Genomic DNA, 17,594 nt, shown 5'->3' on the forward strand with positions numbered 1-17,594 from the left:
GAGCGATGGCGAAGACACCGAACATCCTGATCATGTGGGGCGACGACATCGGTCAGTCGAACCTCAGCTGCTTCACCAAGGGCATGATGGGCTACCGCACGCCCAACATCGACCGCATCGCCGACGAAGGCATGGTGTTCACCGACTACTACGCCGAGCAGAGCTGCACCGCCGGCCGCGCCAGCTTCATCACCGGCCAGGGCGGGCTGCGCACCGGCCTGACCAAGGTCGGGATGCCGGGCGCCAAGGAAGGCATGAAGGACTCGATCCCCACCATCGCCACGGTGCTCAAGGCGCAGGGCTACGCCACCGGCCAGTTCGGCAAGAACCACCTCGGCGACCGCGACGAGCAGCTGCCGACCATGCACGGCTTCGACGAGTTCTTCGGCAACCTCTACCACCTGAACGCCGAGGAAGAGCCGGAGAACCCGGACTATCCGGACCCCAAGGAGTTCCCCAACTTCCGCAAGCGGTTCGGGCCGCGCGGGGTCCTGCACTGCAAGGCCGACGGCAAGGGCGGGCAGTCGATCGAGGACACCGGGCCGCTGACCAAGAAGCGCATGGAGACCATCGACGACGAGGTGACGGAACGCACCGTCGCCTTCATTCGCGAGCAGGTGAAGGCCGGCGTGCCGTTCTTCGTCTGGTTCAACACCACGCACATGCACTTCCGCACCCACCCCAAGCCCTCGAGCAAGGGCCAGGCCGGACGCTGGCAGAGCGAGTATCACGACGTGATGATCGACCATGACAAGGCGATCGGCGTGCTGCTCGACCTCATCGACGAGCTGGGCGTCGCCGACGACACTTTCGTCATGTACTCGACCGACAACGGCCCGCACTGCAACTCGTGGCCGGACGCCGGCACCACGCCGTTCCGCTCGGAGAAGAACACCAGCTGGGAAGGCGCCTATCGCGTGCCGGCGCTGGTCCGCTGGCCGGGCAAGATCCCGGCGCGCTCGGTCTCCAACGACATCGTCTCGCACCTCGACTGGCTGCCGACCTTCGCCGAGATGGCGGGCGCGGGCACGATCAAGGAAGACCTGAAGAAGGGCGCGACGCTCAACGGCAAGAAGTTCAAGACCCACCTCGACGGCGACAGCCTGGTCGGACACCTGACCAAGGGCGAGAAGAGCCCGCGCAAGGGGTTCATCTACTTCACCGACGAAGGCGAAGTCGCCGGGCTGCGCATGGACAACTGGAAGGTGGTGTTCATGGAGCAGAAGGCCGAGGGCACCCTGGAGATCTGGGGCCGGCCGTTCGTCACCGGCCGCATTCCCAAGCTCTACAACCTGCGCACCGATCCCTACGAGTTCGCCGACATCACGTCGAACACCTACTGGGACTGGTACCTCGACCGGGCGTTCATCCTGGTGCCGTGCCAGGACATCATCGGCGAGTATCTCGAGACGATGAAGGAGTTCCCGCCGGCTCAGCGGGCGGGCAGCTTCAACCTCGAGAAGGTGATGGACACCCTGCAGTTCGGCGCCACCGGCGGCGCCTGAGACCTAGTGCGCGGCGAGGCGATCAACGCCCCGCCGCGCGCCCTTTGAGCCCTAGAACTTCTGGGTCAGGCTGACCGTGAAGTTGCGCGGGGCGCCGTAGCGATACTGGCTGAAGTAGCTGATCTGGCTGTAGTAGGTCTCGTCGAACAGGTTATCGACATTGACCTGCACCACCGTGTTCTCGGTGATCTCGTAGCGGGCCATCAGGTTGACCAGGGCGAAGGCCTCCTGCTCGATCCGCGTCGGGGCGGTGGTCACCGGATTGACGGCCAGCGAGTAGATGGTGTCGCGCCAGGAGACGCCGCCGCCGACGGTCAGGCCGTCGAGCACGCCGCCGAACGCCCCCTCGAAGCCATAGGTCGTGAACAGCGAGAAGCTCTTGCGCGGCTGGTCGGTGTTGACCTTGGCGCCGGCGGCGTCCTCGACCTCGAACTGGGCGTAGCTGGCGCTGACGTTCCAGTTGGGCTTGATGCGGCCGGTCGCTTCCAGCTCGAAGCCGGTGCTCTCGGCGCCGTCGGCCGGGGCGTAGGCCTCCTCCGGCGGGCTCGAGCCCGGGACCATGACGCCGGTCGGCTGGCCCAGCCCGTCCTGCTGGATCTTGAAGACCGCGACCGAGGTCTGCAGGCCGTCGTCGAAGAACGCGCTCTTCAGGCCGAGCTCGTAGGCCTTGCCGGTAATCGGATCGAGCGTCTTGGCGTTGATGTCGCGCACGTTCTGCGGCTGGAAGATCTCGGTGTAGCTGGCGTAGAGCCGGTGCTGGTCGGTCAGATCGTAGAGCGCGCCGATATAGGGGATGACGACGTCGTCGGCCTTGTAGTTGTCGGCCGCCCCGCCGTTGATCCCGCTGCGCTCCCACGAGGAGAACCGCGCGCCGCCGATCACCTTCAGCTGGTCGGTGATGTTGAGGCGCGTGGCGGCGAAGACGCCGGTCTGCTCGGTCTTGTTGTCGGTGTACTGGGTCGCCGCCGGGCCGAAGGTCGGCTTCGGGAAATTGCCGTCCCAGGTGTAGATGCTGGTCGCCGGCGCGAAGGCGTTGGGACCGCTGGCCTGGTAGTAGACCACGTCGGAATCCTGCTTGCTGTAGAGCGCGCCCAAGGTGAAGTCGTGCTGGCGGCCGAACAGCGCATAGTCGCCGTGCAGCTGGACGTCGAAGCTGTCCTGCGTGGTCTCGCCCTTGCTCTTGTAGGGCCAGGTCGCCAGGCCGACGCCAGTGGTGCGGTCGATCGCGCCGAACAGGTAGAGCAGCTGGGAATCCTGCTCGTTGATCAGCCGGTTGTAGTTCAGCGAGACTTTCCAGCCGTTGTCGAAGCTGTGCGCCAGGTTGGCGAAATAGTTGGTGTTGGTGGTGTCCCAGTAGGACCAGTTCGCCGCGGTGTTGGTCGAGACCGGCAGGCTGGTCAGGCCGCCGTCGGTGTAGAAGGTCGGCAGCGCGCCCCAGAAGGCGGCGTTCGGGTTGGTGTCCTGGCGGCTGGCCCCGGCCCGCAACAGGGTGGAGGCGGTCAGGTCGGCCTCGACGACGCCGTAGAACACCGACTTCTCGGTCGATTGACGGTCGAAGTAGGTGTCGCGGTTCTCGTACTTGGCCACCACGCGGCCACGGATCCGGCCGTCGCTGCTCGCGCCCGAGACGTCGGCCTCGACCTGGAACTTGTTCCAGCTGCCGGCCGCCGCCGACACCGAGCCGCCGAACTCGCGGGCGTCGGCATGCTTGCGGACCAGGTTGATGGAGGCGGACGGATCGCCCGCGCCGGTCAGCAGGCCGGTGGCGCCGCGGACGATCTCGACCCGCTCGTAGATCGACATGTCGGCGACGGTCTCGCCGGAGTCGCCGGCCAGGCTCCACGACAGCGGCACTCCGTCGATCTGGTAGTTCTTGATCTCGAAGCCGCGGGCGTTGAACACGTTGCGGACGTCGTCGACCTCGACCATCGAGACGCCGGCGGTGTTACGCACCACGTCGGCGATGGTGGTCAGGTTCTGGTCGCGCATGCGCTGCTGGGTGATCACGGTCACCGACTGCGGCGTCTCGCGCACGGTGAGGCCCAGGCCGGTGGCGGTGTCGATCTGCTCGTCGACCGTGTAGCGGCCGGTCACCACCAGCTCGTCGACGTTGGTGTCTTGCGCTTGAGCCACGCCGGCGATCCCCGCCAGCGCCACGCCCGTCAGCAGCCCCAGTTTCCGTTGCATTCGATGTCCCCCGACATGGGGAGCTTGCGACCTTCGCTGCCCCCGCTAATGCGAGTTATTCGCGTTAGCAGCCGATTCCGCGCTGCACAAGTGCGCGCATTCGCGCGGTGCGCGACGCCGACGCGGCGTCGGCGGCGATGCGGTGGTTGTCGACCTGGCGGCCTGGAAGGGCCTGGTGCAGCAGGCCTACCGCGCCCAGAACGCGGCGATCGTCGCCGCGGCGGTGAAAGGCCGCGGCTGACGCGCTATGATCGCGGCATGAGCCTGCCTCCCCTCGCCATCCGCCCCGACGATGTGCTGGTCGTCATCGATCCGCAGGTCGATTTCTGTCCCGGCGGGGCGCTGGCGGTGGCGGGCGGCGACGAGATCATGCCGCTGATCAACCAGATCGCCGCGCGCTTCGAGCATGTGGTGATCACCCAGGACTGGCACCCGCGCGAGCAGATCTCGTTCGCCTCCAACCATCCGGGGGCCGAGCCGTTCAGCGTGGTCGAGGTCGCCTATGGGCCGCAGACCCTGTGGCCCGATCACTGCGTGCAGGGCACGCCGGGCGCGCAGCTGCACCCGGCGCTGGATGTGCGCCACGCCCAACTCGTGCTGCGCAAGGGCTATCACCGCGAGGTCGACAGCTATTCGGCGTTCTTCGAGAACGACAAGGCCACGGCCACCGGGCTCGCTGGCTATCTGCGCCAGCGCGGCCTGAAGCGCTGCGTGTTCGTCGGCCTGGCGCTGGACTTCTGCGTCCGCTACTCGGCCGAGGACGCGCTGGCCGAGGGCTTCGAGGCGGTGGTGATCCCCGCGGCCAGCCGCGCCATCGACCTGGACGGCTCGGAGGCCGCGGCCATGGCCTCGTTCGCGGCGCTGGGCGTCGCCCTCGCCGCCCCCTAGAGCCGCCGGCCCATGCGGGCGTAGGCCTGCCGCGGGATCGGTCCGGGCGCCAGCCGTGCGGCGCGGCCCAGCCCGGCGAGCGTGACCTTGGCGGCCGCCAGCCGGGCCGGATTGGCGACGAGCCCGAGCTGGCTCGCGACGCCGGGCGGCAGCAGGTCGATGCTGGCTTCGACCACCAGCGGCTGCAACGCCCGTCCGACCAGCCCCATCGGCGAGGTTCGCCGCACGATTCCGACGAATTCGTCGATGATCGGGTGATGCACGAGGCCCGGCCGCATGGCCTGCATGCGCTCGGCGACGTCCGCAGCCGAGTTTGCCGGATCATCGGCGCCGAACGCCCGGCCGACCGCGCCGCCCTCGACATAGTAGCGATCCTGATCCGCCCCGCTGAGGCCCGGGTCGACGTAGCGCCTGTAGGCGTTAAGGAAGCCGAAGGCCGCGGTCAGGTGGACCCAATCGGCTAGCTCCGGATCGAGGGCGTGATAGGCCTGCCCCTCCGGCGTCCGGCCGCGGACGCGCTCATGCATCCGGGTGACCATGGCGATCCGCGCCTGCGCCTCTGCGGTCGGGGCGTAGGTGGTGATCATCGTCGCCTCGCCGGTGCGGCGCATGCGGGTCAGCGGATCGCGGGCGAAGATCGAATGCTCCCAGACGCCGGTGCGTACCCGCGGTTCGGCCAGTTCGAGGATCACCGCCGCGACGCCGCCGATCGCCAGGGCGATGGGATTGGCGTGCACCCGCCAGGCGACCGAGTCGGGGCCATAGAGGCCCGGATCGCCCTTCGGCTGCGAATAGTCCACCCGCGACGGCCCGAAGATCCGCCGGTCGAGCGCGCCCGCCAAGCCGGCGCCGGGCGCCGCCCGTGTCGAAGTCTCCAAGCTCATCTCGCCTCGCGTCTGCCCGTCCGCAGCCTAGCGAGGAGCTAAACGGGCGAACAACCTGACGGTTCTGCCAGGGTGCTCAGGCGACCTTGGACACCGGCGGCGGGTCCTGCGCCTGCTCAGCCTGCCACTGGGCGCGCAGGGTGGCGCTGGTGTCGCGGCTGGCGTCGTGGCTCCAGCCCGGAGGCCCGAAAAGGTAGCCAAGCGTGTGGCGCGGATGGCGCGCGACGTCGCCCAGCATTCCCGCCCATTCGTGAAACGCCACCCGCAGGATGTTGAAGTCGCCCAGGTTCTTGACGATGCCATAGCGGCACGGCTCCTCGTCCAACTCCGGCTGGAAGGTGCCGAACAGCTTGTCCCAGACGATCAGGATGCCGGCGTAGTTGCGGTCGAGGTAGCGCGGGTTGCGGGCGTGGTGGACGCGGTGGTGCGAGGGCGTGTTGAACACCGCCTCGAACCAGCGCGGCATCCGGCCGATCGCCTCTGTGTGGATCCAGAACTGGTAGACGAGGCTGATCCCCTTCTGGATGGCGATCATCGCCGGCGGAAAGCCGAGGAAGGCCAGCGGCAGCCACAGCGCCCAGGTACCGGCCACGCCGCCGGTCCAGGTCTGCCGCAGGGCGGTCGAGAGATTGTAGTGCTGCGAGGAGTGGTGGTTGACGTGCGCGGCCCACCAGAACCGGCGCTCGTGGCTGAGCCGGTGGAACCAGTAGTAGGTCAGGTCCTCGAGCAGGAAGATCGCGATCCAGGCCCAGACCGCGGTCACCGGAATGTCGAACAGCCGGTGCTGGTAGACGTAGAGCGTGGCCGCGGCGACGACGCCGCCGACCAGCAGCCCAGCCACGGTGCTGCCCAGGCCCATGACCAGCGAGGCGGCGGTATCCTTGGCTTCGTAGTTGGTGCGGGTGCGGCCCAGCCGCGCCAGCGCCACCTCCAGGATGATCGCCAGGATGAAGAACGGCGTGGCGAGGGTGACGGGATCGAAGCTCATGCGGCGGCGCGGTCCTCGCCAGGACCCGGGGCCGGCGGCCAGTTCGGAAGCGCCAGCCGAGCGACCGGGGCGGCGACGTCGGAGAGGTCGAGCCGCACCACCCCGTCACGGAAGGACGAGGCGACCGCCTGAGTCCAGGGGATGTGGCGCGCGACATAGCCGTCGCCGACCTCGCACAGCACCAGGGCCGCGGCGCCGGACTTGGCCAGGGCCCCGCGGCCGTCCACCGCCACCCAGATGCGGTCGATCCGGCGGCCTGGAAACTCCTGCGCCAGCAGGTCCAGAGCCTTGGCGTCGGTCAGCGGCGTGAGCGGCTTGGCGATCTTGGCCCAGGCGGCCAAGCCCACCAGCACGGCGATCGCGCCCGCCGATGCAGCGAACTGCACGAAGAATGCTTGCGACACTTACGGTCCTCCCCGCAGGCAGGGTCCGCCCGCCGAACGTGACCGTCAAGTGACAGCTATCTAGGCGCGAGGCTTTGCAAACACCGGCGGCGCCCCGGCCGCGGCGCGGCGGCGCAGGATCTCGCGGGCGACCAAGCCGATGATCACCAGCCCGCCCAGGGTGATGGCGGCGATGGTGGTCAGATGCGCCTCGCCCAACGCCTCGAGCTCGGCCAGGCCCTTGGCGGCGAAGTAGCCGGGCGCGAGGATGGCCAGCACCCAGACCACGGCCGACAGCGCGTTGGCCACCTGGAACGTGCGGCGGCGCATCTGCAGCAGGCCGGCGACCAGCGGCACGAAGGCGCGCAGCGGGCCGAAGAAGCGGCCGATGAAGATCGAGGCCGCGCCGTACTGACGGTTGAACAGGCGCGTGCGGGCGACCTTGCGGCGATGGCCCTTGAACATCGGATGGCGCAGGGCGCGCGGACCCAGCCGGCGGCCGAGCTCGAACGAGACCGCGTCGCCGATGATCGCGCCGGCGACGCACCAGAGCACGACCTCGACCGGATCGAGCACACCCGCGGCGATGAGCCCGCCGGCCATCACCATCAAGGCGGTGGCGGGGATGAAGGCGCCGATCAGGGCCAGCGATTCCAGGAGCGTGACGAGGCCCAGCACAAGGCCAGCCCAGGCCGCATGCCGGGCGATGAAATCTGCGAGACTCTGAATGAACGCTTCCATGGGAGGAGCCCGATATGGGCCTGCGCCCGCGCCTGCGCGAGGGGGCGCAAGGCCGCGGCCGGCAAGTTTTTGCGCTTGTGGCGCATATGTCTCAGGGCGCGTGGCGAACCGCCATTTGTTCTTGCTATGTTCTATATGTGCGATAAGCTGGATGGATGCGTGAAACCATAGAGACCGACCGCCCGGGCAACCGCGCGGCGACGCCGTTCTGCGAGGAGATCGCGGCGCAGATTTGCACCCGCGTGGCGGCCGGCGAGAGCCTGCGGGCGATCTGCAAACCTCGCGACATGCCGGGCGCGGCGACTGTCCATCGCTGGGCGGCGCTGCGCCCGCAGTTCGGAACCGCGCTGCGTCAGGCGCAGGCGACGGCGCAGGCGGCGCGACGGGACGCTTTTCGGGCCAACGCCGCCGACCGCGCCTGGAAGCGCGCCCGGCCCTGGGCGCGGCCCGACGCCTACCGGACCGAGGTCGGCGAGGAGATCTGCCGGCGGCTGGCCAGCGGCCGCAGCCTGCTGGAGATCTGCGGCGAGACCGACATGCCGGTCACCGGCACCGTCTACGAATGGCTGCGCGCTCATGACGACTTCGCCGCCATGTACCGGCAGGCGCGGCGGATGCAGGCCGAGATGCTGGGCGACCTAGCCTGGGCGATCGCCTCGGAAGCGCGCGACGGCGACGTCAAGGTCGCGCGGCTGCAGTTCGACGTGCTGCGCTGGCGCGCGGCGCGGCTGGCGCCCAAGGCCCATCGCGAGGAGGAAGAGGCCAAGGGCGGGCTGGAGGTCTATCTGCAGGACTTCACCAGCGGCGCGATCCTGGCCGGGCCGATCTGGTCGGGACCGGGCGCTTAGCCCCTCACCCGCAATTCTCCGCAGCTGTCAGGGAAACTTCACGCAAGTTTCGCGCTTTCTGGGGTGGCGAAACGACGCGGGAGTCCTATCTGTGCAGCTATCGGAAGTGAGCCAGCGAGCGACGCACATGTGTCGATGTCATCTTAAACAGGGCCGAATGCCGGCCTGACCTCGCCCAGCGGGCGCCATGCGATGGCCGTCCGCATGCTCCATCGTGAAGCTCCAGAACGGGGCGTTTGCGAACCCCGAAAGTTAGTAGAGTAAAAAGGAGCTCACATGGCTCTTCAGATTTTGGTTGCGCCCGCCGGCGACGGTTGGGCTGTCCGTTCAGAAGCCTTCGACAACGAACTTATCTTTGAAGCCGGGGGCCGTGCCGAAGCCGCCGCCCGCGCGCTGGCCGACCGTTATGCGCGCTCGGGAAGCGCGGCCGAGGTGCAGATCTTCCTGCGCAACGGCGACCTGGCCGGCCGTTTCCTGCATAGCGCCGCCGCCTAACAGGCGGCCAACGCACAACCCATGAAAAAGGGCCGCCCCCGCAAGGAGGCGGCCCTTTCCATTTGGGCTAGGCGCTCGGCTTAGAACTTGCGCACGTAGCCGACCGACCAGACGTCGGCCTTGCCGGCGTCGTCCTCGAAGTCGTGGCGGGTGTAGTCGGCCCGCACGCCGTTCTTGTCGTCGAGGAAGTACTGGCCGCCGACGCCGTAGTTCCAGCTGTTGCCATCGGCCTTGGCGATCGCGCCGGGGACCGAGACCTTGCCTTCGCTCTTGCCGTAGCCGACGCGGGCGTAGAGGTCGGCGTTCGGGGCCACCGGCAGGAAGCCGACGCCGTAGATGGCGGCCTGGTTCTTCAGCTGGGCCTTGCCGTTGACGCCGCCGATCGAGACGTCGTCCTTCTTCACGCCGAAGCCGAGTTCGCCCTCGACGCCGAGATATTGATTGAAGCGGGCGCCGAGACGGCCCTGGATCGCGCCGACGTCGGCGCCTTCCAGATCGTGGTGGCTGTAGCCGACCGAGCCGTAGCCGGTGACGGCCTGGGCGTTGGCGGCGACCGGAACCATGGCGACAGCGGCGACGGCGGCGATGAGAGAGATGTTCTTGTTCATGTTCTTGTACTCCGTACTAGAGCCCTTTCCGCTCACGATGGATCGTCGCGAACGGGAGGAAGGGCTCTGAACTCTAGGTGGCGACCCTGTTGATCCCGGCCGGCCTGACAGGCCAACCGGGACAGGGTCTAGGTCGTGGCGATCTCCAGCCACGCGACGTTGGTCGCGCTCAAACAGGGCGAGAAATGGCCCCTGCCGGGACAATCAGAAGACGAATTATGTCTGTTGCCTTGCGGCCACATCGACCGCTGACGCCGTAAGCGAACGTGCTATCACTGTGCGCCGAAGCTCCCCGTGCAACGAGAGGAGCGGTCGTCGGAGACAGCGTTTTGCATCAAGCCGTGATCGCGGCCACGGGCCTTTACACCCCGCCGCACAGCCTCTCGAACGCCGAGCTGGTCGAGACTTTCAACACCTATGTCGAGCGGTTCAACGCCGCCAACGCCGAGGCGATCGCCGCCGGCGAAGTCGCGGCCCTGACCCCGTCGTCGGCCGAGTTCATCGAGAAGGCCTCGGGCATCAAGTCGCGTTTCGTGGTCGACAAGAGCGGCCTCGTCGACCCGGACCTGATGCGCCCCATCATCCCGGAGCGCCCGAACGACCAGCTATCGGTCCTGGCCGAGATCGCGGTCGAGGCGGCCAAGCAGGCGATCGAGCGCTGGGGCAAGGACGTCAGCCAGATCGGCGCGGTGATCTGCGCGGCCTCGAACATGCAGCGGGCCTATCCGGCCATGGCCATCGAGGTGCAGCAGGCGCTGGGCATCGAGGGCTTCGCCTTCGACATGAACGTCGCCTGCTCGTCGGCGACCTTCGGGATCAAGACCGCGGCGGACTTCGTGGGCTCGGGCTCGGCGCGGGCGGTGCTGATGGTCAATCCGGAGGTCTGCTCGGGCCACCTGAACTTCCGCGACCGCGACAGCCACTTCATCTTCGGCGACGTCGCCACCGCGGTGATCGTCGAGCGCGCCGAGGACGCGGCCGGCGGCTGGGACATCCTGGGCACCCGGCTGAAGACCCAGTTCTCGAACAACATCCGCAACAACTTCGGCTTCCTGAACCGCGCCGCCCCCGAGGGCGCCGGCCAGGCCGACAAGCTGTTCGTGCAGGAAGGCCGCAAGGTGTTCCGCGAGGTGGTGCCGATGGTCTCGGAGATGATCGTCGCCCACGCCGGCGACCTGGGCATCGACCCGACCGGCCTCAAGCGGATGTGGCTGCACCAGGCCAACATCAACATGAACGAGCTGATCGGCAAACGCGTGCTGGGCCGCGAACCGGCGCCCGGCGAGAACGTGATCATCCTGGACGAGTACGCCAACACCTCGTCGGCCGGCTCGATCATCGCCTTCCACAAGGCCAGCGACGACTTCCAGAGCGGCGAGACGGGGCTGATCTGCTCGTTCGGCGCCGGCTACTCGGCCGGCACCGTGTTCGTCCGTAAGCGGTAGGTTAGCGCGGCCACGTGCCGCGTCGGTTCCCCGGGGGCTGAAGGCTAAGCTGTAGCCTCAAGTTCCTCGGGGGATTACCCACATGGCTTACGACGACGTCCCCGGCGGCGATCCGCGCGGTCCCTGGTGCCCGAAGTGCAAGCTGCCGATCAAGGCCGGCGAGCCCACCACCCGCATGCATTTCAAGGAAGACCCCGACGGGGCCCGCGGCCTCAGCGGCCCCTGGCACGGCGAATGCGCCCGCCCCTACTGGGACACCATCACCCCGGCGCTGGACAAGCTGCGGCGCGCCTTCGGGGGCTAGCCCTCCAGCGCCTTGATCATCTCCACGCGCGGGGCGTGGCGGCCGCCTTCGAACTCGGCGGTCAGGAAGGCGTCGACGAGGTCGAGGGCCAGGCCCTCGCCGATCACGCGGGCGCCCATCGAGAGCATGTTGGCGTCGTTGTGCTGGCGGATCATGCGGGCCGAGAAGGTGTCGGAACAGACGCCGCAGCGCACGCCCTTGACCTTGTTGGCGGCCATCATGATGCCTTGGCCGGTGCCGCAGACGATGATCCCGAAGCGGCAGTCGCCCGACGCCACCTGGCGGGCGGCGGCCTCGCCCTGCTGCGGATAGGGCACGCTCTCGGGGGTCATCGGGCCGAGATCGAGCACCTCCCAGCCGAGGGCCGAGACGTGGGCGGCGATCGCCTGGCGGAGCGCAATGGCGGCGTGGTCGCTGGCGAGGACGATGCGGTTGTTGCTCATGGGCGTGCTCTAAAGGTGCTCGACCGCGCAGCCAAGGTCTTCGCAGATGCGATCGGCCAGGATCTTGCGATGGCAGCCGCGATGATCTGCCTCGAAGCAGAGCAGCGCAATCTTGCGCTCGCCCGCCAATTCCTTGGCGGCGGCCAGTTCCAGCTGGGCGGCGGGTTCGGCCAGATGGTCCTCGAAGATGGCGGTCATCTCGGCGATGCGGCCCTTGCGCGCAGCCTCTCGGCCCGGCTTGGGCGTGCCGAGCTGACGCAGGTGGACATAGCCGATGCCGGCGTCGGCCAGGCTGGCGGCGAGCAGCGTCTTGGAGAACCCGGCGCGGCGCGAGGCGGCGATGGCCCGGACGTCGACCAGTAGCTCGACCCCGGCGGCCTTCAGGCGCGCGATGACTGCGTCCTGGGTGCTCGCCTCGTAGCCGATGGTGGCGAGCGGCGTCATCGTCAGCGCGCCTTCGGCCGGCCGACCTCGGCCGCGGCGTCCAGCTCGGCGCCGCGGGCCAGATCTTCGGCCGCGTCATTGGTGCTGGCCCGCGCCAGGTCCGGGCGGACCACGCCGGCGTGGCTGGCCAGGCCGAGGGTCTGAAGGGCGTCCTCGCCCTCCTCGCCGAACACCGAGCGGACGCGCAGTTCGCGCTGGGCTAGCGGGATCTCGAAGCCGCCATTGCGCAGGGCGTCCTCGATCGCCCAGGTGTAGGCCGCGTGGGTGGCGTTGGGCCGCTTGACCGCCTCCAGCGCCGGCCAGACCACGAGCTCGAAGGACAGGCCGCTCTCGCCGAAGCCGACCAGCCAGACCTGGGTCTTGCGGACCGAGGTGTCCTTCAAGGTGAAGGGCACGGCGTGGGCCGCACGCAGCACCGCCTCGCGCACCGCCTCCTTGTCCACGCCGTAGGCGACGCGGAACGGAATGTGCATCCGCCGGGCGCCGTTCTGGTGGGTCCAGTTGGTGACCGGCTGCTCGATGAGCCGCGAATTGGGGATCAGGACGTCGAGGTCGTCATTGTTGCGGATGCGGGTGGCGCGGGGGCCGATCTCGGCGACGACGCCGCGCTCGCCGGTCTGCAGCTCGATGTAGTCGCCGATGCGGATCAGCTTGTCGAACAGCAGCACCAGGCCGGAGATGAACTCCTTGACGATGCCCTGCATGCCGAAGCCGAGGCCGACGCCCAGCGCCCCGGCGAACAGGGTGAAGGACGACAGGTCGAGGCCCAGCGTCGAGAAGGCGGCGATAATGCCGAAGATCACCAGGCCGTAGGTGCTGAGCTTCTCGAAGATGTAGATCGAGGGGGCGGCGTCGGTGTCGACCCGGCCGCGGATGCGGCGGATGGCGCCGGCCGCCAGCCGCGCCGCGGCCAGCGACACCGCCACGATCAGGATCGCCGCCACCAGCCCGCCGACGGTGATCACGGTCTTGCCCAGGCGGACAAGCTCGAATGCCATCAGGGACTGAAGGTCGGCGGCGATCTCGCTGTTCATGCTCAGATCTTGTCCGGGTAGACCGGCGCGATGTCCACCGGGATATCCTTCAGGGTGGCGATCACGGTCTCGGCCTCAGGATCCAGCTTGGCGTACTTGTCGAAGAAGGCGTTCATGCCGGCGTAGTCGCCGTCGCCCTGCAGCTTGATCAGCTCGGCGAGCAGGCTGGTCAGCCCGGCCTGCATGGCGTCGTCATTGACCTTGAAGCGCTTTGCGGCCGGATCCCAGACCAGGGCGCCCTTGGACTTCAGATAGCCGTACTGCAGCGCCGCGCCGCGGCCGTGAGCTTCGCCGGCGCCGAAGCGGACGGCGCGGAAGACGCCTGCGGTGTAGCTCGCAAACAGTTGCGAACGCTCGGCTTTCGGCAGTTCGCCCTTCTCCATCATAAAGAGGATGTTGTAGGCGCCCATGACGTCGGCCTTGGCCTCTTCGGCGGTGCCAGCGATCTCCTTGAGCTCGGCCGAGACGGTGGTCGGGCGACCGTCGACGACGATCGAGCCCGGGCCGAGGCTGTGCGAGAGCTCGTGGAACAGGGTCTCGAGCGTCATGTACTTCTTGCTGACCAGGGCCGCCTGCTCGGGGACCAGCACCCTGTCGCCCATCGGCTTGAGGATGCGATCGTACTTGGCGCCGAGCACGTTGGAGAGCACGACCTTCTTGGCGCCCTTGGCCTCGCGTACGCGCTCGTCGTTGGGCAGGTTGAAGGCGATGGTCTGCGGGCCGATGGTGTTGTCGCCGCCGCCGCGCACCTGTTCGGCCACCGCGATGGGCGACTCGCCGCCACGGGCGAAGTTCTTGTACTTGGCGTCGACCGGGAGGTTTTCCTCCATGGCCCGCAGATAGCCCTTGTACTTGTCCAGGGCGCTGCTTTCCGCCGGATCCTTCAGAGTTACAAAGGCTTCGAAGGCGGTCTTCTGGCCGTAGAGCTCGTCGGTATAGGTCTCGTAGGGCCCGATCGCGACCTCGATCGGCGTGCCGCTCAGATCCATCCAGGCCATTTCCGACTGGAAGTAGTCGTTGGTGCGGAAGGCTTTGGCGCGCAGCGTCAGAAAGGTCTTGAGGCTGGGGTTGGTGGTGATCGCCGCAGCCTTGTCCAGCAAGGCGGCGGCGCGGTCGAGCTCGGCCTTGTACTCGACGTTGTAGGGCACGGTGATCAGCTTGCCGCCCTGGCGCTTGACCACGGTGTAGCCGTCCATCAGGGCGGCCTTCTCGGCTGGATGGGCGGCGATGTAGGCGTCGAGCTCGGCCTTGGTCAGCCCCGCGGGATAGAAGCCGTGGCCAGGGCCCTCCCCTGCGGCCTGGCGCTTATAGATGGCGGTCATCTCGTCGGCGGCCTGGATCAGCAGGTTGACCACCTGGCGCTCTTCGGCGCTGAGGAAGTCGGTCTCGACCTGCATCTCGATGCGGGCCAAGCCGTCGTTGGCGACCGGTGCGGCGGCCATCGCAGCCGCGGGCAGGCAAAGGGCCGCGATCAGCGGCGCAACGAACCTACGCATGTGAATGATTTAGCTCCGAGAAGCCGCCTTCACGGCGGCGTTTGCCCGGAACCTAGCGAGGGGGCTCCCCGTCGTCGAGGATGGTGAGACGCCGCACGGTCAGTTCGTCGATTTCCAGCCGCTTGATCTTGGCCCGGCCGACCGAGACCCGCCCCACGGCGAGCTTGCCGATGGCCAGCGCCCCGACCGCGAAGGCCCCGAAGGCGATCGCGCCGAGCGCCACGCTGCCCATCGCGCCGAAGCCGACGGCGCCGGCCGGGGTGGCGCGCGGGGCGAGGTAGACCGGATGTGAGCGGACGCGGCGCGGCGCAGAATCGGCAAGGGCGACGGGGTTGCGGCGAGCGCGCAGTTCCAAGGCCATGTCTCTCTCCCTTCGGCTTGGGGAGAGCCTAACCCCGCGGCCGCCCGCTGCGCTAGCCGCGCGTCAGGGTGGTCATCACCAGTTCGCAGCGGAAATCGAAGCCTAGCGCCTGATAGAGCGCGATGGCGCCGGTGTTGTGAGCGTAGGAGTGCAGGAACGGGATCTCGCCTCGCGCGCGGATGCGGGCGGCGACCTCGAGCATCAGGCCGGCGGCGAACCCGCGGCCGCGATAGGCCGGATCGGTGCAGACGCCGCTGACCTCGGTATAGCCGGCCGGCTGCATCCGCTCGCCGGCCATGGCCACCAGCCGGCCGTTCTCCTTCACCCCGACAAAGCGGCCGAGTTCATGGGTGCGCGCGTAGAACGGGCCCGGCGCGGTCGCCGTGGCCAGGGCCAGCATCTGCGGGGCGTCGGCTGCGGTCAGCACCTCGATCGGAAAGGCCGGCTCGCCGACCGGATTGGGCGTCTCGGCGACCATCTGCCAGCAGACCGCCTGGCTGCGGACGGCCAGGCCCGGAACCAGCTGCGCCGGCCCCTCCTCCACCACCGCCACGTCGCCGTGCGCTGCGACCAGGGCCGCGAGGTCGGTGAGGCTCTGCGGGGAGTCGTCCGGCAGCGCGGCAAACAGCCCGAACTCGGGACCGAAGCGGACAGCGGCGCCGTGCTGGTGCGCGAGATGGAACTGGCGGCCGGTCAGGGCCGACCAGACGGGGCGATTAAGCGGATGCGACATGGCGCCTGCATAGCTCCGCGCGTCGCCGACGTCATGGCGGCGAACAAATAACGATGTTATCGTAAGCGCGCACATGAGGAGCGCGCCGACATGGCCGAGCCAATCGTCGTCAAGCTGACCGACGGAGTGCGTCCGTTCAACGTCGTGGGCGAGCAGATCACCGTGCTCGCCGGCGGCGAGCGCACCGGCAGCTACGAAGTGTTTCACCAGATCGGTCCCGAGGGCAGCGGTCCGCCGCCGCACAGCCATCCCTGGGACGAGGCGTTCTATGTCGTCGCCGGCGAGATCGCCTTCGGCATCGGCGCGCAGGAGCTGGTCGCCCACGCCGGCACCTTTGTCCATCTGCCGGCAGGCACGACGCACTGGTTCCGGTTCGGCAAGGGCGGCGGCGAGATGATCTCGCTGACCTCGCGCGAAGGCGCCTCGCACATGTTCGAGGACTTCGACCGCGAGGTCTCGCCGACGGCGCCGGACATCGGCAAGCTCATCGAACTCGGCCGGCCGTACGGGCTGACCGTGGACGTGCCCGCAAATCTGGACGCCTGAATCCCTTTTGGGGCGTTCCACTTGCGGAGGACACGATGAAACTCGCAGCCTGGACGACCGCGACGGCGCTCTTACTGGTGTCGACACATGCCCATTCCGCGCCGGCCCCCGGCCGCGAAAGCGAACTGACCTGCGTCGGGCTGATCGGCGCCGGCCTCGCCGGGGCCTCGGCTTCGCAACCCCCGGAGCCGCGCGCGATCGCCGCCCTCTCGATGGCTTTCGGTTTCTATATGGGCCGCGCCAGTCAGCTTCAGCCCAAGGCCACCCGGCAGGAGGTGGACGGCGCGCTGAACAAGCTGAGCAACGAGCAGAAGAACGCGCAGGCGAACCTTTGCCTGAAGCAGGCCAGCGAACAGATGGCCACCATCGTCAAGTGAGATCGGCACCAGGCGGCTAGGCCAGAGCGCTCCATGCCTGGTCCCGATAGCGATCGATCGCAGCGCGCAGGCCAGCGACGCTGGGCCCCTTCATGAGGATGTCGCGGGACGCCGAGGGGATCACCCTGCCCCGCGCGCCGGCGAACCGCGATGCGACGGCGTCCAGGGTCGCGCCTTGCGCGCCGACGCCGGGCGCGAGGAGCAGCGCGCCGGGAAGCCGGTCCAGGATGCCGGCGTCTTCCTGCGACAGCGTCGCTCCCACCACCGCGCCGGCCACGCCGGGCGTGAGCCTATTTTCGTGCGTCACGGCGTCGGCCAGAGCCTGCGAGACCGAGCGGCCATCGGCCATCCGCGCCGACTGCAAGGCTCGCCCTTCCAGGTTCGACGAATGGACCACGACGAACACCGCCGTTCCCGTCGCGGCGGCGCGTTCGAAGGTCGGACGGAGCGCTTCGAAGCCGAGATAGGCGGTCACCGTCATCGCATCGCCGCCGAAGCCGCTGTCCTGCCCCAGCATGGCGGCCGCATAGCCCTGCATGGTGCCGGCGACGTCGCCGCGCTTGGCGTCGATGAGGCTGAGCACGTTGCGCGCGCGCAGCTCGCGTGTCGTCGCGGCGAGCTGGACCATGCCGGCCGGACCGAAACGTTCGAAGAAGGCGGTCTGGGGTTTGACGACCGGCAGGCTGTCGCCGACAGCCTCGAGCACGGTCTCGCAGAACCGATCCAGGCCGGCGGCGTCGCTCGCCAGGCCCCAAGCGGCGAAGACGTCCTCGGAAGGATCCAGCCCCAGGCAGAGGGGTGAGCGTACGCGGGCGAGCTCGGCGAAACGTTCGGCGAAATCGGGCATGGCGTCTCTCCTCCAACGCCGCCGGGATGCCGTCGGC

21 protein-coding genes are annotated in these 17,594 nt (G+C 68.5%); 8 read left to right on the plus strand and 13 right to left on the minus strand.

Annotated elements, in window-relative coordinates; genetic code table 11:
* The first annotated feature begins 5 nt into the window (after positions 1-5).
* A complete protein-coding gene (locus AC1Q87_RS05060; protein ID WP_492607876.1) occupies positions 6-1,505 on the plus strand; it encodes an arylsulfatase in 1,500 nt (499 codons plus the stop codon).
* Between the two features lie 51 nt (positions 1,506-1,556).
* Here the strand turns inward: AC1Q87_RS05060 and AC1Q87_RS05065 are convergent, their stop codons facing one another.
* Positions 1,557-3,692 carry a TonB-dependent siderophore receptor gene (locus tag AC1Q87_RS05065; protein WP_492607877.1) on the minus strand — a complete coding sequence of 712 codons (2,136 nt, stop codon included), beginning with the start codon at positions 3,690-3,692 and terminating at the stop codon, positions 1,557-1,559.
* A gap of 258 nt (positions 3,693-3,950) precedes the next feature.
* Here AC1Q87_RS05065 and pncA point away from each other — a divergent pair, with 258 nt between their 5' ends.
* Positions 3,951-4,580, plus strand: coding sequence for a bifunctional nicotinamidase/pyrazinamidase (pncA, locus tag AC1Q87_RS05070; RefSeq protein WP_492607878.1), 630 nt, complete (start codon positions 3,951-3,953; stop codon positions 4,578-4,580).
* Here the strand turns inward: pncA and AC1Q87_RS05075 are convergent.
* From AC1Q87_RS05075 to AC1Q87_RS05090, 4 genes are all read right to left on the minus strand, one after another.
* On the minus strand, positions 4,577-5,464 hold the full coding sequence (locus AC1Q87_RS05075) for an oxygenase MpaB family protein (RefSeq protein ID WP_492607879.1): 888 nt from the start codon (positions 5,462-5,464) through the stop codon (positions 4,577-4,579). The genes pncA and AC1Q87_RS05075 overlap by 4 nt on opposite strands.
* Before the next feature lie 76 nt (positions 5,465-5,540).
* A complete protein-coding gene (locus AC1Q87_RS05080) occupies positions 5,541-6,452 on the minus strand; it encodes a sterol desaturase family protein (protein WP_492607880.1) in 912 nt (303 codons plus the stop codon).
* Entirely contained in the window at positions 6,449-6,856 is a 408-nt protein-coding gene (locus tag AC1Q87_RS05085) for a hypothetical protein (protein WP_492607881.1), read from the minus strand. The genes AC1Q87_RS05080 and AC1Q87_RS05085 overlap by 4 nt, the downstream gene beginning before the upstream one ends.
* A gap of 60 nt (positions 6,857-6,916) precedes the next feature.
* On the minus strand, positions 6,917-7,576 hold the full coding sequence (locus AC1Q87_RS05090; protein ID WP_492607882.1) for a DedA family protein: 660 nt from the start codon (positions 7,574-7,576) through the stop codon (positions 6,917-6,919).
* A gap of 155 nt (positions 7,577-7,731) precedes the next feature.
* On the opposite strand from AC1Q87_RS05090, the gene AC1Q87_RS05095 reads away from it, so the two are divergent.
* Both AC1Q87_RS05095 and AC1Q87_RS05100 read left to right on the plus strand, forming a co-directional pair.
* Positions 7,732-8,424 carry a terminase small subunit-like protein gene (locus AC1Q87_RS05095; protein WP_492607883.1) on the plus strand — a complete coding sequence of 231 codons (693 nt, stop codon included), beginning with the start codon at positions 7,732-7,734 and terminating at the stop codon, positions 8,422-8,424.
* Between the two features lie 276 nt (positions 8,425-8,700).
* Positions 8,701-8,919 (plus strand): hypothetical protein, encoded by a 219-nt coding sequence (locus AC1Q87_RS05100; RefSeq protein WP_492607884.1) that lies wholly within the window; start codon positions 8,701-8,703, stop codon positions 8,917-8,919.
* 80 nt (positions 8,920-8,999) lie between these two features.
* Here the strand turns inward: AC1Q87_RS05100 and AC1Q87_RS05105 are convergent, their stop codons facing one another.
* A complete protein-coding gene (locus AC1Q87_RS05105; RefSeq protein ID WP_492607885.1) occupies positions 9,000-9,527 on the minus strand; it encodes a porin family protein in 528 nt (175 codons plus the stop codon).
* A gap of 329 nt (positions 9,528-9,856) precedes the next feature.
* Between AC1Q87_RS05105 and AC1Q87_RS05110 the strand changes: the two genes are divergently transcribed.
* Positions 9,857-10,972 (plus strand): beta-ketoacyl-ACP synthase III, encoded by a 1,116-nt coding sequence (locus AC1Q87_RS05110; RefSeq protein ID WP_492607886.1) that lies wholly within the window; start codon positions 9,857-9,859, stop codon positions 10,970-10,972.
* A gap of 82 nt (positions 10,973-11,054) precedes the next feature.
* A complete protein-coding gene (locus AC1Q87_RS05115; protein WP_492607887.1) occupies positions 11,055-11,276 on the plus strand; it encodes a hypothetical protein in 222 nt (73 codons plus the stop codon).
* On the opposite strand, the gene rpiB is transcribed toward AC1Q87_RS05115, so the two are convergent.
* Genes rpiB through AC1Q87_RS05145 form a run of 6 tightly spaced genes read right to left on the minus strand, consistent with a single transcriptional unit; the run spans position 11,273 to position 15,787 of the window.
* The gene (rpiB, locus tag AC1Q87_RS05120; RefSeq protein WP_492607888.1) at positions 11,273-11,719 is read right to left on the minus strand and encodes a ribose 5-phosphate isomerase B; all 447 of its coding nucleotides are present in this window, start codon (positions 11,717-11,719) and stop codon (positions 11,273-11,275) included. The two genes, AC1Q87_RS05115 and rpiB, sit on opposite strands and share 4 nt — an antisense overlap.
* A 9-nt stretch (positions 11,720-11,728) precedes the next feature.
* A complete protein-coding gene (locus AC1Q87_RS05125; protein ID WP_492607889.1) occupies positions 11,729-12,163 on the minus strand; it encodes a DUF488 domain-containing protein in 435 nt (144 codons plus the stop codon).
* A 2-nt stretch (positions 12,164-12,165) separates the two neighbouring features.
* Entirely contained in the window at positions 12,166-13,197 is a 1,032-nt protein-coding gene (locus AC1Q87_RS05130; RefSeq protein WP_492607890.1) for a mechanosensitive ion channel family protein, read from the minus strand.
* Between the two features lie 2 nt (positions 13,198-13,199).
* The gene (locus AC1Q87_RS05135) at positions 13,200-14,693 is read right to left on the minus strand and encodes a DUF8614 domain-containing protein (protein ID WP_492607891.1); all 1,494 of its coding nucleotides are present in this window, start codon (positions 14,691-14,693) and stop codon (positions 13,200-13,202) included.
* A 52-nt stretch (positions 14,694-14,745) separates the two neighbouring features.
* Positions 14,746-15,054: a hypothetical protein gene (locus AC1Q87_RS05140; RefSeq protein WP_492607892.1), complete on the minus strand. Its 309-nt coding sequence runs from the start codon at positions 15,052-15,054 to the stop codon at positions 14,746-14,748.
* A 52-nt stretch (positions 15,055-15,106) separates the two neighbouring features.
* Positions 15,107-15,787 carry a GNAT family N-acetyltransferase gene (locus AC1Q87_RS05145; RefSeq protein WP_492607893.1) on the minus strand — a complete coding sequence of 227 codons (681 nt, stop codon included), beginning with the start codon at positions 15,785-15,787 and terminating at the stop codon, positions 15,107-15,109.
* 90 nt (positions 15,788-15,877) lie between these two features.
* Here AC1Q87_RS05145 and AC1Q87_RS05150 point away from each other — a divergent pair, with 90 nt between their 5' ends.
* Both AC1Q87_RS05150 and AC1Q87_RS05155 read left to right on the plus strand, forming a co-directional pair.
* Positions 15,878-16,333, plus strand: a complete 456-nt coding sequence (locus tag AC1Q87_RS05150; protein ID WP_492607894.1) for a cupin domain-containing protein — start codon at positions 15,878-15,880, stop codon at positions 16,331-16,333.
* Positions 16,334-16,368: 35 nt separating this feature from the next.
* The gene (locus AC1Q87_RS05155) at positions 16,369-16,710 is read left to right on the plus strand and encodes a hypothetical protein (protein ID WP_492607895.1); all 342 of its coding nucleotides are present in this window, start codon (positions 16,369-16,371) and stop codon (positions 16,708-16,710) included.
* Positions 16,711-16,726: 16 nt separating this feature from the next.
* On the opposite strand, the gene pyrF is transcribed toward AC1Q87_RS05155, so the two are convergent.
* Positions 16,727-17,557 (minus strand): orotidine-5'-phosphate decarboxylase, encoded by an 831-nt coding sequence (pyrF, locus tag AC1Q87_RS05160; RefSeq protein WP_492607896.1) that lies wholly within the window; start codon positions 17,555-17,557, stop codon positions 16,727-16,729.
* Positions 17,558-17,594: the final 37 nt, after the last annotated feature.

It is taken from the genome of Phenylobacterium sp. GW823-FHT02A09 (assembly GCF_058797775.1).